This is a genomic window from Ruegeria sp. BB10, from assembly GCF_056535725.1.
Genome location: NZ_JBQFIW010000001.1, coordinates 1,620,811 through 1,634,953 on the forward strand (window position 1 = coordinate 1,620,811; position 14,143 = coordinate 1,634,953).

The window sequence follows — 14,143 nt, forward strand, 5'->3', positions numbered from 1 at the left end:
AGACCCATGACCGAAGCTTACATTTATGATGCCCTGCGCACCCCGCGCGGCAAAGGCCGCAAGGATGGCAGCCTGCACGAGGTAACCTCAGTGCGCCTGTCCGCCCTGACCCTGAACGCGATGAAAGAGCGTAACAACCTGGAAGGTCACGCCGTCGAGGACGTGATCTGGGGCAACGTCACGCAGGTGATGGAACAGGGCGGCTGTTTAGCGCGATCGGCCGTGCTGGCCTCCGATCTGGATCAATCGATTCCCGGCTTGGCGATCAACCGTTTCTGTGCCTCGGGGATGGAAGCCGTAAATTTGGCGGCAAACCAGGTCAAAGGCGGCGCCGGCCAAGCCTATATCGCAGGCGGCGTAGAAATGATGGGCCGTGTGGCAATGGGCAGCGATGGTGCCGCGATTGCCGTTGATCCAACGTTGGCGATGGATACCTATTTCGTGCCGCAGGGTATCTCGGCCGATATCATCGCGACCGAGTATGGTTTCAGCCGTGACGACGCCGACGCGCTGGCGGTGGAATCGCAGAGACGTGCGGCAGAGGCATGGGAAGACAACCGGTTCGAGAAATCGGTCATCACCATCAAGGACCAGAACGGCCTGACCATTCTGGACCGCGACGAATACATGCGCCCTGGCACCGACATGCAGAGCCTTGGCGCGCTGAACCCCTCGTTCGCGATGATGGGTGAGCAGATGCCGGGCTTCGACAAGGTCGCGATGATCAAATACCCGCATCTTGAGCGGATCAATCATATCCACCACGCGGGCAACAGCTCGGGCATTGTGGATGGGGCTGCAGCCGTGCTGATCGGCAACAAGGAATTCGGTGAGAAATACGGCCTGAAACCGCGCGCGCGCATCAAGGCAACTGCCAAGATCGGTACCGATCCGACCATCATGCTGACCGGCCCGGTTCCGGTGACCGAGAAGATTTTGGCCGACAATGGCATGAAGATTAGCGATCTGGACCTGTTCGAAGTGAACGAAGCCTTCGCTTCAGTCGTGTTGAGGTTCCAGCAGGCATTTGACGTTGACCCTGCTCTGGTCAATCCAAACGGCGGCTCAATCGCGATGGGTCACCCGCTGGGTGCGACCGGTGCAATGATCATCGGCACGCTGCTGGATGAGCTTGAGCGTCAGGACAAGGAAACCGGTCTGGCCACGCTCTGCATTGCGTCCGGCATGGGTGCGGCAACCATTATCGAGCGGGTCTGATGCCCAAGCTGGACCTCTCACAGATCCCGTTCAAGGGGGGCTCGGCCTATCCCGGCAAGCTGGCCAAGGCGACCGCCGGTCGTTTCGTTCAGCGTGTGGGCGACGCAGGCGGGCTGACCCAATACGGGGTCAATATCGTGCGGCTGGAACCGCAGGGCATGTCTTCGCTGCGTCACTACCACATGAAGCAGGACGAGTTTGCCATCATGCTCAGCGGCACCTGCGTGCTGATAGATGACAATGGCGAGCATGAGATGCAGCCCGGCGACTGCGCCGCTTGGCCAGCAGGTGAGGCCAACGGCCATCACCTTGTGAACAAAACCGATGCGCCCGCGACCTTTCTGGTGGTGGGCACACGGACCCCGACCGAGACCGGCTATTACAGCGATTTAGACATGATGGTGAAGGATGACGTGAACGGATTCGCCTTCACCCGCAAGGATGGCAGCCCGCTGACGGCTGACCAGATTGGAGATGACAATGACTGATTTCACCCTGACCAAAGACGCGGACGGCGTTGCCTTCATTACCTGGGACGCTCAGGGCAAATCCATGAACGTCATGACCCGCGAGGCATTCGAACTGGTCAGCGCACTGGTCGATCAGGCTCTGGAAGATGATGAGGTCAAAGGCGTCGTTATCACAAGCGGCAAGGAAGGCTCATTTGCTGGCGGCATGGACCTGAGCACGTTGGCCACCATCCGTGAGGAAGCAGGCGATGAACCGGCGCAAGCCTTGTTCGACTTTGTCATGGGCGGCCACCACATCCTGCGCAAGCTGGAACTGGCGGGCATGGACCCCAAGACGAAAAAGGGCGGCAAACCCGTAGTCTGCGCCATCAACGGCACCTGCGCCGGGATCGGGACCGAAATCGCGCTGGCCTGTCACCACCGCGTTATGACCAGCAACCCCAAGGCCAAGATCGGCCTGCCCGAGATTCTGCTGGGCATCTTCCCCGGCGGCGGCGGCACCACGCGCTTTAGCCGCATGGTTGGCGCGATGGCGTCGGCCCCTGTCCTGCTGGAAGGCAAGATGATGGACCCGGCCAAAGCCAAGGGCGCGCAGTTGATCGACGCCGTGGCTGACGATCCGGTAGCTGCCGCGAAAGAGTGGGTTCTGAACGCAAAAGACGCCGATCTGGTAAAGCCGTGGGATGCCAAGGGTTACAAGATGCCCGGCGGTGCGCCCTATCACCCTGCCGGGTTCATGACCTTCGTCGGTGCCAATGCCATGGTGAACGGCAAGACTCAGGGTGCTTTCCCGGCAGCCAAAGCATTGCTGAGTTCGATCTACGAAGGTGCACTGGTCGATTTTGACACCGCCCTGCGGATCGAGGCGCGGTGGTTCACTTCGATCCTGATGAACCCGTCTTCATCGGCCATGATCCGGTCGCTGTTCCTGAACAAGGAAGCGCTGGAAAAAGGCGCGGTGCGTCCCAAAGATGTGCCGGATCAGCGCGTCAAAAAGGTCGGTGTTCTGGGCGCGGGTATGATGGGGGCTGGTATCGCACTGGTCAGCGCTCAGGCTGGCATGGAAGTGGTTCTGGTCGACCGCGATCAGGAAGCCGCTGACAAGGGCAAGGCCTATACCGAGAGCTATCTGGACAAGGGTATGAAGCGCGGCAAGGTCACGGCTGAAAAGAAAGAGGCCATGCTGGATCGCATCACCGCGACCCCGGATCTTGATCACCTGAAGGGCTGCGATCTGATCATCGAAGCTGTCTTCGAAGACCCGGGCGTGAAGGCCGAGATGACCCAGAGGGTCGAGGCGATCATCCCCGAGGATTGCATCTTTGCCTCGAACACATCGACCCTTCCGATCACTGATCTGGCCAAAGCATCCTCGCGGCCTGAACAGTTCATCGGTATTCACTTCTTCTCACCGGTCGAGAAGATGTTCCTGGTCGAAATCATCAAAGGCAAGGAAACCGGGGATCGCGCGGTGGCCAAGGCGCTGGATTATGTACGTCAGATCAAGAAGACGCCGATCGTGGTCAACGATGCGCGCTTCTTCTATGCCAACCGGTGCATCATTCCCTACATCAACGAAGGGGTTCGGATGATCGCTGAGGGTGTAAACCCTGTGCTGATCGACAATGCCGCACGTCAGTTGGGCTTCCCGGTGGGGCCAATCCAGCTGACCGATGAGACCTCGATCGACCTGGGGGCCAAGATTGCCCGCGCGACCAAGGCGGCGATGGGCGATGCCTACCCGGAAAGCCCCTCGGACGATCTGATCTTCTGGATGGAAGAACAGGGTCGTCTGGGTCGCAAGGCAAATGCAGGCTTCTTCGACTATGACGACAAGGGTAAGCGCGTCGAATACTGGAAAGGCTTGCAAGAGAAATACCCGCATGCCGAGGATCAGCCTGACCTGATCGAAGTGCAGGAACGTCTGATGTTTGCACAGGTTCTGGAAGCGGTCCGCGCGCTGGAAGAAGGTGTTCTGGAAGACATTCGCGAAGGTGACGTGGGCGCGATCCTTGGTTGGGGCTTTGCGCCTTGGTCGGGTGGTCCGCTCAGTTGGTTGGACATCATCGGCACGCCGTACGCGGCCGAGCGCTGTGATCAGTTGGCCGAGGCCTATGGCGAACGTTTCGCCTGCCCACCGCTGCTGCGTGAGATGGCTGAGAAAGGCCAATCCTTCTACGGCCGCTTCAACCCCGAAGCAAAAGCCGCCTAAAGAAAAACGCTGGCGCATGCCCCCATGCGCCAGCGTTACTTTGCAGTCTCAGATACAGCTTCCCAGTCAGATCATCATGACGGGCCGTCCCGGGCGCCCAGGACGACGTGCGCCTCTGGCCGGTCTGGTCGGTACAATCGGGTGATCAAAGATCGGTGCAGGCAGCGAGCCCAGTGAATTGGCCAGAACGGCAATATCCCGGCGTCTTCCGGTCAGATAGATCAAATCCGCAGCGGCCTCGGCCGAGACAACCTTATATGACGCCCTACCAGGGACATTACGTGATCCAAAACGCCCCGAGGGGCAGAAGGCCCGGAAGCCGCCCTCGATATAGATCACCTCATCCTGATCGAAGAACAGGGTGCTGATATCGAAACAGGACGCAGGCACATTCGAAGTGATGCGAAACATGCCGCTCAGCAACCTTGCCGAAACAACAGGCAGGCTGACCGGCAGCGCGATCGGATCATGGTCCAGCTTGGTGTTATCCAACGCCACGCCCTGTTCCGGCATCAGCCAGACCGGCCGACCACTATAGGCCGCATGTGAAGGTATGCGCACCGGCATGCTATCAGCATTGGTTTCATCGGGCGGCACCGTAATGCAATCCGTCGCAATGCGATTTATCGCCTTGAAACCATTGTCCAATGTACGAATGAGGTCGCCAACCTGAAGCTCTTCTACCAGCTTCCATCCACCTTTGGTTGCAACCTTGGTTCCATGTACCAGACCGCCCCGGCGTGCGTTCAACGCGGCCTGCGGTTCAGCGGTGCCCTGGTACTCAGAACGCTCTGCAAAATCAATGACACTCTCTACTTTCAACAAGAACCGAACCCACTCTTTACTCACTACAACTACGTTCGATGATTAACACAGGATTAAGTAGGATGACTTATTTTTGACATATTACGGCCAGATTTGGGCCATTTCGGGGTCGATATACGACCTACACCCAAACAACACCGCGAAAATTAACAAAATTGGGCTCGAATTGGAAACTATGCGCGGCCAATTGCATCAAATGCATAGCCGAATCTAGCGATGTCTTCAGCACAGGCCTCGGCCACAGCATTGGCGGTCTGATCCGAATAATACTCGCGGTAATCTTCCAATCGCTCGGATCGATTGAGCCTGGGTAAGCTTAGGTGAAAACCCAAATGGTCGAACAATGGGGCCGCGTCCTGATCGAAGTATTCCAGCCGAATGTAGAACCGGCATTGTTCGACTCCATCCGCACGGGTCATATAGTGCCGCGCCGGGTTCCGCCGGAATGACTGCGTCGTATCGGGGTGCAAGACAAACTGGTCAAAAGTAAGAGCCTTTGCCAGCGAAACCGCCGGGTGGTCAAAGCCTTGCGCGCGCAGCCAGTGAAAATAGCTGACGATCCGATCCCACGGGTTGCGCACCATGGTGAAAGTGGTCAGAGCCTGCAATTCAGGGACCGACAGAACTCCGTCAATATCGCTCAGGGTCGAATGTTTCCATAACCGTCCCCTGCCCTTCAGCGCCTTGGCCCGATTGCGGCGCCTCACAGCTTTGGGAGTATCCCCAATCAGGATGTCATCCTTCATCGCCCGTGCTTCCAGCGCCTGCGCCAAAGACGTGCCGCCGGTTTTGGGAATATGAACGAACACATAGCCGCGCCCGCGCGAGATGATCACGCCGCCTCTCCCAGCGCGGCCGCGCGCTTTGAGCGCCAGCCCAGCAACGCACCCGCTGCCGCGATCAAGCCAATCCCCAAAATTTGCATGACACCAATCGTCTGACTCAGTGCCACCCAGGCGAATAGCGGGCCGAAAATCATCACCGAATATTCGAACACAGCTACATAAGAGGTCTCACCGATCTGATAGGATTTGATCAACATGAAGACTGCAATGGTTGAGCCGACCGCCTGTATGACGACCCAGATCAACGCGGGTTGCATCTGCCAGACCATACCGCGCGTCACGAACCCGTCGGGGAAGGAATGTGGCACGAACGAGAACACAGCCAACCCAATCGCCCCAGCAAGCCCAAGCGTGATAATCATGGCCGCCAACAGGGCGACTGTGCTTTCCTGTGCGCAGTGGCTGCGTGTGACGAGGGAACTGAGGGCATAAAATAACCCTCCTGCCACTGGTAGCAGCGTCTTGGCGTCAAACTCATAAGGGTTGAGTTGCAATACGCACAAGGTCCCCGAGAACCCGATTACAACTGCCAGAATGCGCCAGGGGCCGATCCTCTGCCCCATTGCCAGTGCCGAGATCAACATCACAAAAATCGGGGATGTGAACAGGCCCGCCAGTGCCTGCGCAATCGGCATCAGCGCCAGTGAGGCAAAATAGAACAGCAAAGCCAGTGTAATCAGCACACTGCGCAGAATAACTGGCCCCAACCGCCGCGGGCGCAAGCTGCCCATTCCCAACAAAGACAGGACGACGATCAGAGGCAGCATCATCAGGGCGCGGATCAGGTGGAACTGCCACAGGCCGATCGTTTCGGCCAATAAGATCACCACGTTGTCGATGACCCCAAGGATCGCCATGGCGCTGACCATCAGGACCGAGGCCAATATCGGTGAGGTCTGAGTATCTGCCTGCATTTTGCGCCCCAGTAGCAAAGTGGTGCGTGACACTCTGATCTGCCGCGCGTCGCGATATACAGCACAATTACAAATCGGCGCGCAACAGGTTTGCGCCTTTGGATTTTACCATGCTAAGCTGAAACAAAATAAGTACGAGCATTCCTCACCTTGAAGACAGCACTTAAACAGTACCAGCGGATCGAAGCGACCGGTCTGTGGCGTCCCTCGCCCGATGTGCAGCGGCGCGAGGTGGTGGTGTCGATTGGTGAGGCCACGCTGACGATCTCGGACTTCAACGAACAGGCGCTGACTCATTGGTCCCTGGCCGCGTTGGTGCGCCAGAATCCCGGCGATTTTCCGGCCCTGTTCAACCCCGACGGTGACCCGGACGAAACGCTGGAGCTGGAGGAAACTGAGACCACGATGATCGAGGCCATCGACCGCCTGCAGCGCGCCATCGACCGGGCGCGACCGCATCCCGGCCGGTTGCGTTGGCTCAGTGTTGCGGGTGTGGTGGCCGCCGTTGCCGCGCTGTTGCTGCTGTGGATGCCGGCTGCGCTGCAAAACCATGTCGTCTCGGTTGTGCCTGACATCAAACGCGCGGATATCGGGAATACCATCCTGCAGCGGATCGAGCGGGTCTCGGGGCGGGCCTGTACGTCCGAAGATGCGCAGGCAGCGCTTGATCAGTTGGCCGCGCGCACCGGCGTTCGGAAAATCGTCATTCTGCCCGCAGGCGTGCAGACAAGCCTTAGTCTGCCGGGAGGGATCGTTTTGCTGAACCGGGCGCTGGTCGAAGATCACGAGGACCCATCGGTCGCAGCTGGCTACGTCATCGCCGAACGTACCCGCACGCAGGCGCAGGACCCGTTGGATGATCTGCTGGACCGCACCGGCGCCACAACGGCTTTCCGTTTGTTGACGACCGGAGAGCTGACGCCGGCGAATATCGACGCTTACACCGAACAGGTTCTGTCCGAACCGCGCCCGTCTCTGCCCGAGGATGATCTGTTAGAAGTGTTCGCCCAGGCCGCGCTACCGTCGACACCATACGCCTATGCCGTGGATGTCACGGGTGAGACGGTTCTGGGCCTGATCGAGGCCGACCCGATGGCGGGCCGCCCCTTGCAACAGGTACTGCCGGACCGCGATTGGGTCCGGCTGCAAAATATCTGCGGCGAATAGCTTACTTGGTGCCAAACATCCGGTCACCCGCATCGCCGAGACCAGGCATGATATAGCCTTTTGAATTCAATTCCCGATCCAATGCCGCGGTGACGATTTTGACATCCGGGTGGGCTTCTTTCATGCGCTCCACGCCTTCGGGTGCGGCCAGCAGGCACAGGAACCGGATATCGGTGGCCCCGGCCTCTTTCAGCAAATCAATCGCTGCGGCCGAGCTGTTGCCGGTAGCCAGCATCGGGTCAACGGCGATGACCAGACGGTCCTTCAGCCCTTCGGGGGCTTTGAAGTAGTACTGTACCGGTTTCAGCGTTTCCTCATCCCGGTAGAGACCAACAAACCCAACGCGGGCCGAGGGTATCAATTCCAACACCCCGTCCAGCATCCCGTTCCCGGCGCGCAGGATCGACACCAGCGCCAGTTTCTTGCCGGCCAGAATGGGGGCGTCCATCTCCTCCATCGGGGTTTCGATGTGGCGGGTAGTCAGCTTCAGCTCGCGCGTGACCTCATAGGCCAGCAGCAATGTGATCTCACGCAGCAATTGGCGGAACACGGCAGTGGACGTGCCCTTGTCCCGCATGAGCGTCAGTTTGTGCTGCACCAGCGGGTGGTCAACGACGGTCAGGTGTTCGCTCATGATCTCTCCAGTCTTTTCTTGACCCGCGCGCGGGTGTCATCATCGCAAAAGGCAGCCGCAAGGGCCGTGTCGTTCAGGGCGGCAAAGTCCTCGGCCTCCCAACCGAAGGCTTTGCCCAGCATCTCATATTCGCGCCGCATGGTGGTATGGAAAAACGGCGGGTCATCGGTGGAAACGGTGACTTTGACGCCTGCATCGCGCAGTTTCGCAATCGGGTGGACGTCGAAATTGGGAAACAGGCCCAGAACCACATTTGACCCTGGGCAAACCTCGAGCGTAACCTCACGGTCGACCAACTCGCGGATCAGGTCCGGGTCTTCGATGGCACGGACACCGTGACCGATCCGTTCCACCCCCAGATCGCGGATCGCATCGCGCACGCTTTTGGGGCCGCCGAACTCTCCGGCGTGGGTGGTCAGGCGCAACCCGGCCTCGCGCGCGCAATCAAAGGCCCATTTGTAATCGCTCTGCGTGCCAATAGACTCATTACCGCCCATGCCGAAACCCGTAATCCAATCTCCGGCGGTTTCTGCAGCGCAATGGGCGCTGATCTTGGCCTGCTCCGGCCCAAAATGGCGGACACAGGTGACGACGCCACGCAAGGTGATGTCGAACTTGCGCTCAGCCTCGTCCGCCGCATCCTGAATAGCACTCAGGTAATCGCGCCAAGCATCCAAATCCCCGCCACCGCAGAAATCAGGACTTAGGAAGGTTTCGGAATACACTACACCATTCGCCGCACTTTCTTCGAGGATCGCGAGGGTGAGACGGCGGAAATCCTCGGGCGTTTTCAATACTTCGCAAGCGGCCTCATAGACGCTGAGAAAATGGGCGAAATCGCGGTAGTCATAGCTACCATCCGGCTTGAAAATTCCGCTCAGGTCAATGCGCTTTTCATGCGCCAACTGGCGGATAAAGGCGGGCGGGGCCGCGCCTTCGTGATGCAGGTGTAGCTCGATCTTTGGCAAGTCTGCGACGGTCATAGAAAACTCTTCCCCGGCCCCTGTGCCGGAATATTCAGGTGGTGTGCGATGCTGGCGGCGATGTCGGCGAAATTGATCGCACCAATCCGGCCTGCACCTTGCCCTGCGATCAGAACAGGCACTTGTTCGCGCGTGTGGTCCGTGCCGATCCAACTGGGATCGTTACCGTGATCAGCGGTCAGCAGCATCAGATCTCCGGGACGCAGCTTTTGCAGGATCAAGCCGATTTCACGATCGAACCATTCAAGCGCGCGGGCATAGCCGCTGATGTCGCGACGGTGGCCGTAAAGGCTGTCGAACTCGACGAAATTGGCGAAGGTCAGGCTGCCCTCTTCGGCGTCATCAACCAGATCGGACAAATGCCCCATCAATTCGGCATCCGAGCCCTTACGTAAAGTGTCGATCCCCTGCATCGAGAAAATGTCACCTATCTTACCCACCGCATGCACGCGCCGACCGGCATCTTGTGCCCAGTTGGTCAGAACCGGCGCGGGTGGTAGGATGGCGAAATCCTTGCGGTTAGTGGTGCGGGTGAACCCGTCTTCTGGCGATCCGACGAAGGGTCGCGCGATAACGCGCCCAACTTTCATTTCGTGCAGACGGGGTGCCAGCGCCTTGCACATCTCCAGCAAACGGTCGAGGCCAAAGCTTTCCTCGTGCGCCGCGATTTGAAACACGCTGTCGGCCGAGGTGTAGCAGATCGGCCAACCGGTCCGCATATGCTCGGCCCCCAGTTCGGCGATAATCGCCGTGCCAGATGCATGACAATCACCTAGAATGCCGCCGGTTCCGGCGGCCACGGCGGCGGCACGCGCTAAATCAGGTGGGAATGACGGCGTTGTATCCGGGAAATAGTGCCAATCCCACGGCACCGGCAACCCGGCCAGCTCCCAATGACCCGAAGGCGTATCCTTGCCCGGTGAATGCTCGCGCGCGCAGCCCCATAGACCTGCGGGAGTGACCTGCAATCTGGGCGTTTCTGCGCCCGAGGCCAGGCGTGTCGCGGCCCCCAAGCCCAGCGCATCCAGATTGGGCAGGTGCAATGGCCCTGTGCGACCGTCTTCTGCCCGTCCGTCAGCACAGGCCTGAGTTATATGGGCCAGCGTGTTGGCCCCGGTATCGGGGGTTTCTCCGTTAAAAAAGCGGTCCGCATCCGGCGCGCCGCCGATGCCCACCGAGTCCATCACCACCAGAAAGGCACGGGTCACGGCCTGATCCTTTCATGCACAAGCGTTGGGGTCATGGCTGTGTCTTTGCCTATCGTGATGGCCCGCAGGACCGTGTCGGCCGCCTGTCGTGCCGCGTCTTCGCGGGCTGCGTGGATCACGGCCAAGGGGGTGCCTTTGTCGACCTTGTCCCCCAGACGAACAATGCCCGACAGGCCAACCGCGGGGTCGATGATGTCGTCTTCGACCTGCCGCCCACCACCCAAGGCGACCACGGCGAGGCCCAGCGCCTCACCGTCGATTGCCGCAATATAGCCCGCATCCGGTGCCGGAACTTCAAGGATCACGCTTGCTTCGGGCAGGTAGCGTGACCAGTTGTCTACAAACTGTAGCGGCCCACCCACGGCGGCCATCATACGGCCGAACCGTTCCGCCGCACGGCCATCGCGGATCACACCGGTGATCTTGTCGCGCCCCTCATCGGCGGTTGCGAACATACCGGCATCGGCCAGCAAAACGCCGCCCAGTTCCGCCGAAATTTCAGCCAATGGAGCGTAATGGTCGTGGGTCAGAACATTCATCACCTCGGCCACTTCCAACGCATTGCCCAGCGCCGGAGCCAAAGGTTGGTGCATGTCCGTAATCACCGCCGACGTCCGGCACCCTGCTGCATTTGCAGTTTCCGTCAGGGCCTTTGCCAGCTTGAGGGCGTCTTCCAGCGTTTTCATGAACGCGCCGCTGCCCACCTTGACGTCCAGCACCAAAGCTTCGGGGCTCGCCGCCAGTTTCTTGGACAAGATCGACGCGGTGATCAGGTCCAGGCTTTCCACCGTCGCCGTTACGTCGCGGATCGCATAAAGCCGCTTGTCCGCAGGCGCGATCTGCCCGGTCGCGCCGACAATGGCCGCACCGGTATCGCGCAGGATCTGGGTCAGACGATCCTGCCCGATCTGGGTACTGACGCCCGGAATGGCCTCAAGCTTGTCCAGCGTACCGCCGGTATGACCCAACCCACGGCCTGAGATCATCGGGACAAAAGCCCCCAATTCGGCCAGCGCTGGGGCCAGCACCAAACTGACGCTGTCGCCGACCCCTCCGGTCGAGTGTTTGTCGATTACCGGGCCATCGAAATCCCAACTTAGAACGTCTCCGCTGTCCCGCATCGCCACCGTCAGATCGGCGCGGCCCTGCGCGCCCAGCCCACCCATGCAGACGGCCATGGCAAAGGCCCCGGCCTGGGCGTCGCTAACACCACCGTCGGCAAGGCCCTGCGCGAACCAGGTCAGTTCCTCCGCGCTGGGCACTTGTTCACGGCGCAACTTGGCAATGATCGAACGGGCGTCCATAGCCTCAGACATCCGCCATGTGCGAGGCGTCAAAGGCACCCGGCAGAAGGTCACCGATGGTGGTTTCCAGTTCGGCGCCATCGACGCTGGCCAAGGTCACCTTGACGTCACGCTTGCCGAACTCGGCCAGTTTCTGTCGGCACCCCCCACAGGGCGGTACCGGCTGCGGCGAGGAGGCAACCACGTAGACTTCGGTCAATTCCTGTTCGCCTGCCGCGACCATAGCAGCGATGGCACCAGCCTCGGCGCAGGTGCCTTCGGGATAGGCTACGTTTTCGACGTTACAGCCTGCAAATACCTGGCCCGACGCTGCTCGGATCGCTGCGCCAACCTTGAAATTGGAATAGGGCGCATAGGCTTTTTCCCGGACAGACAGTGCTGCATCTTTCAAAGTCATGGCGATTCCCCAATTTTTGATCATCTGGTCAGAAAGTCATACCCTAAATGAAACCGACCGGGGAGTTGAAGCCCCGGACAGCAGATTCCTGGGCCAAAATCCTCTTAGTCCAGCGTTGTGTTGAACGTACCGGGCAAGGTGACCTCGAGCAGTTCAATATCCTCGGACGGGTCGGACAGACGTGTGCGCATGCCGGGTGGGATGACAAAGGCGTCGCCCTGCTCCAGCCGATAGGGATTACGGCCTTCGCCCTCCAACGTGACCTCGCCCCCCATGACAAAGGTAAAATGGATATCGGTGTTGTGTGCAGCCCAAACCGGATCACCCTGCCCCTTGCGCACGACCTGCACCCCGGCAACGCCTTTGGTGTTCTCGGCAATCGTTGTGTCGCGGCAGATATAACCCGGCAGGCGGAACGGGGCCCATTCGGCCCCTTCGGCCTGATTGAAGACAAACCGTTGACCCTGCCATTCCCGGTCAGGGCGGTAATGGGGCGTGGGCAGGTCCATTTCATGATCAATTTCGGTGACGTGTTCTGCGGGGACACCAATTTCGATCACCTGCACATTGTCCGAGGCCTCAAGCACGCGGTGGCGGATTTCAGGCGGCTGGATAAAGCAATCGCCCGCGGTCAGGCGCATCTTGTTGCCTTGATCCTCATAAACCACATCCACCCATCCGTGGATGCAGAAAATCAGCTGAAAACCGACCTTGTGAAAATGCACCATGTCCGGCACCGGCCCGCCGTCAGGAATGCGGATATGGCTGGCGATGATCGATCCGCCCAACCGGTCTGGCACCAAATCACGGTAATGCATTCCGGCCCGCCCGATGATCCACGGGGCCTGATCCTTCAGCCGGCGCACCACGAAAGAATGCACCGTTTCCGGCATGACCATTGGCGGGTTCAACTCATCAATCTCGATCCGTGTGCCGTTGGGGGCCACCAGATTGCGCTGGCCACCTGCAAATTCATCCGGGTTGTCTGTCAGGATGCGCAACGTGCCGGGGGACTCGGGCGCGTCTTTTTCGATCCGCACACGCAGGCCGTGGCCGGAAAACACGGCGGTGCGCGGATCGTCGGCGGGATAGATCATGTCCATCCGCATCCCCAGAACCTTTGTATAAAACGGGATGTCGTTGCGCAGTTCCTGCGTGGGCAGGCGGATTTCAGCGCATGTCCGAGTTTGGGATTTGCTCATCTGATGTTCCATCGGGTTTGGATTTTGGCCATCCGATCAGAACGGCGGCCAAAATGCCAATCGAAAAGAACATCTCCAGCGTTTCTTCCAGCACGAATAGGCGAGTTGCCATGATGGTCGTCATCTGGTCACCCAAGGCGCTGCTGACCTCTTCCAGACCCTGCGCCACGACGGCACACATACCCGCCAGAAAGAACACCAGCAGAAATGGCGCCCGTTCTTTTAGTGCCCGCCACCCATTTGGAACCCCATGCCAGACGACCCCGCCCAGCACGATCACCGCCAGGGTTACACGCACAATCGTCATATCCAGAAGAACATCCATCCCGTGCAGAATGAAGTACGGAACACTGTCTACGGCATAAATATCAGCCTCAAGCTCTCGTTCCGCCAACAGCAGCAGAACCACGCCGATGTATAACCGGCTGATCCCGCGATACCGTACCAATGCGGCGATACCAGCCACCAGCAATGCCGCGGCCGAACCCGTTTCGATCAGACCGCCTTCCTGGTTGAATGCCTCGGCCTGCATCGGCCACACTGAAATCGCACACAATACCAACATGGCCAGAACAAGGGCTGCGCGAAACGCAAAATGTTCAGTTCCAAACTTGCCGGTATTCAGCGATAGAGTCTTATCAACCTCGCCGTTTTCTTTAGAGCGCATGCTGTTATTCTCGGTCCAGAAGGGGGTGTGTTCGAAAGTCGCGGGAGTTTAAGTCTTTTGCCACGGAAAGCAACCACAGCGACAAAACGGCCTTGTT

General features: G+C 59.3%; 14 protein-coding genes. 4 read left to right on the forward strand and 10 right to left on the reverse strand.

What is annotated here, in order from left to right; genetic code table 11:
• Positions 1 to 6: 6 nt before the first annotated feature.
• From ACR3EP_RS08235 to ACR3EP_RS08245, 3 genes are read left to right on the forward strand one after another with little or no spacing between them, the layout of a single operon-like run.
• Complete coding sequence (locus ACR3EP_RS08235) at positions 7 to 1,218, forward strand: acetyl-CoA C-acetyltransferase (protein ID WP_480637254.1); 1,212 nt, start codon at positions 7 to 9, stop codon at positions 1,216 to 1,218.
• Positions 1,218 to 1,706 (forward strand): cupin domain-containing protein, encoded by a 489-nt coding sequence (locus ACR3EP_RS08240; protein WP_480637256.1) that lies wholly within the window; start codon positions 1,218 to 1,220, stop codon positions 1,704 to 1,706. Before ACR3EP_RS08235 ends, ACR3EP_RS08240 begins: the two co-directional genes overlap by 1 nt.
• The gene (locus tag ACR3EP_RS08245) at positions 1,699 to 3,900 is read left to right on the forward strand and encodes a 3-hydroxyacyl-CoA dehydrogenase NAD-binding domain-containing protein (protein ID WP_480637258.1); all 2,202 of its coding nucleotides are present in this window, start codon (positions 1,699 to 1,701) and stop codon (positions 3,898 to 3,900) included. Before ACR3EP_RS08240 ends, ACR3EP_RS08245 begins: the two co-directional genes overlap by 8 nt.
• Positions 3,901 to 3,966: 66 nt before the next feature.
• Here ACR3EP_RS08245 and ACR3EP_RS08250 read toward each other — a convergent pair whose 3' ends face one another.
• From ACR3EP_RS08250 to ACR3EP_RS08260, 3 genes are all read right to left on the reverse strand, one after another.
• A complete protein-coding gene (locus ACR3EP_RS08250; protein WP_480637259.1) occupies positions 3,967 to 4,749 on the reverse strand; it encodes a Hint domain-containing protein in 783 nt (260 codons plus the stop codon).
• A gap of 149 nt (positions 4,750 to 4,898) precedes the next feature.
• A complete protein-coding gene (locus ACR3EP_RS08255) occupies positions 4,899 to 5,561 on the reverse strand; it encodes a sulfotransferase family 2 domain-containing protein (protein ID WP_480637261.1) in 663 nt (220 codons plus the stop codon).
• Complete coding sequence (locus ACR3EP_RS08260) at positions 5,558 to 6,517, reverse strand: DMT family transporter (RefSeq protein WP_480637262.1); 960 nt, start codon at positions 6,515 to 6,517, stop codon at positions 5,558 to 5,560. The genes ACR3EP_RS08255 and ACR3EP_RS08260 overlap by 4 nt, the downstream gene beginning before the upstream one ends.
• Before the next feature lie 117 nt (positions 6,518 to 6,634).
• On the opposite strand from ACR3EP_RS08260, the gene ACR3EP_RS08265 reads away from it, so the two are divergent.
• A complete protein-coding gene (locus ACR3EP_RS08265; protein ID WP_170396449.1) occupies positions 6,635 to 7,651 on the forward strand; it encodes a hypothetical protein in 1,017 nt (338 codons plus the stop codon).
• A 1-nt stretch (position 7,652) separates the two neighbouring features.
• Here the strand turns inward: ACR3EP_RS08265 and upp are convergent, their stop codons facing one another.
• From upp to ACR3EP_RS08300, 7 genes are all read right to left on the reverse strand, one after another.
• Complete coding sequence (gene upp, locus ACR3EP_RS08270; RefSeq protein ID WP_170349314.1) at positions 7,653 to 8,285, reverse strand: uracil phosphoribosyltransferase; 633 nt, start codon at positions 8,283 to 8,285, stop codon at positions 7,653 to 7,655.
• Positions 8,282 to 9,268, reverse strand: coding sequence for an adenosine deaminase (locus ACR3EP_RS08275; protein WP_480637264.1), 987 nt, complete (start codon positions 9,266 to 9,268; stop codon positions 8,282 to 8,284). Before ACR3EP_RS08275 ends, upp begins: the two co-directional genes overlap by 4 nt.
• A complete protein-coding gene (locus ACR3EP_RS08280) occupies positions 9,265 to 10,476 on the reverse strand; it encodes a phosphopentomutase (RefSeq protein ID WP_480637266.1) in 1,212 nt (403 codons plus the stop codon). The genes ACR3EP_RS08275 and ACR3EP_RS08280 overlap by 4 nt, the downstream gene beginning before the upstream one ends.
• The gene (locus ACR3EP_RS08285) at positions 10,473 to 11,780 is read right to left on the reverse strand and encodes a thymidine phosphorylase (RefSeq protein WP_480639007.1); all 1,308 of its coding nucleotides are present in this window, start codon (positions 11,778 to 11,780) and stop codon (positions 10,473 to 10,475) included. Before ACR3EP_RS08285 ends, ACR3EP_RS08280 begins: the two co-directional genes overlap by 4 nt.
• Before the next feature lie 4 nt (positions 11,781 to 11,784).
• Entirely contained in the window at positions 11,785 to 12,177 is a 393-nt protein-coding gene (locus tag ACR3EP_RS08290; RefSeq protein ID WP_170349317.1) for a cytidine deaminase, read from the reverse strand.
• 104 nt (positions 12,178 to 12,281) lie between these two features.
• Positions 12,282 to 13,379, reverse strand: coding sequence for a cupin domain-containing protein (locus tag ACR3EP_RS08295; RefSeq protein WP_480637268.1), 1,098 nt, complete (start codon positions 13,377 to 13,379; stop codon positions 12,282 to 12,284).
• On the reverse strand, positions 13,348 to 14,046 hold the full coding sequence (locus ACR3EP_RS08300) for a hypothetical protein (RefSeq protein ID WP_170396462.1): 699 nt from the start codon (positions 14,044 to 14,046) through the stop codon (positions 13,348 to 13,350). Before ACR3EP_RS08300 ends, ACR3EP_RS08295 begins: the two co-directional genes overlap by 32 nt.
• Between the last annotated feature and the right edge of the window lie 97 nt (positions 14,047 to 14,143).

Coding starts and splice junctions, on each gene's coding strand:
- ACR3EP_RS08235 (WP_480637254.1), top strand. CDS start 7: ATGACCGAAGCTTACATTTATGATGCCCTGCGCACCCCGCGCGGCAAA.
- ACR3EP_RS08240 (WP_480637256.1), top strand. CDS start 1,218: ATGCCCAAGCTGGACCTCTCACAGATCCCGTTCAAGGGGGGCTCGGCC.
- ACR3EP_RS08245 (WP_480637258.1), top strand. CDS start 1,699: ATGACTGATTTCACCCTGACCAAAGACGCGGACGGCGTTGCCTTCATT.
- upp (WP_170349314.1), bottom strand. CDS start 8,285: ATGAGCGAACACCTGACCGTCGTTGACCACCCGCTGGTGCAGCACAAA.
- ACR3EP_RS08275 (WP_480637264.1), bottom strand. CDS start 9,268: ATGACCGTCGCAGACTTGCCAAAGATCGAGCTACACCTGCATCACGAA.
- ACR3EP_RS08285 (WP_480639007.1), bottom strand. CDS start 11,780: ATGGACGCCCGTTCGATCATTGCCAAGTTGCGCCGTGAACAAGTGCCC.
- ACR3EP_RS08290 (WP_170349317.1), bottom strand. CDS start 12,177: ATGACTTTGAAAGATGCAGCACTGTCTGTCCGGGAAAAAGCCTATGCG.
- ACR3EP_RS08295 (WP_480637268.1), bottom strand. CDS start 13,379: ATGAGCAAATCCCAAACTCGGACATGCGCTGAAATCCGCCTGCCCACG.
- ACR3EP_RS08300 (WP_170396462.1), bottom strand. CDS start 14,046: ATGCGCTCTAAAGAAAACGGCGAGGTTGATAAGACTCTATCGCTGAAT.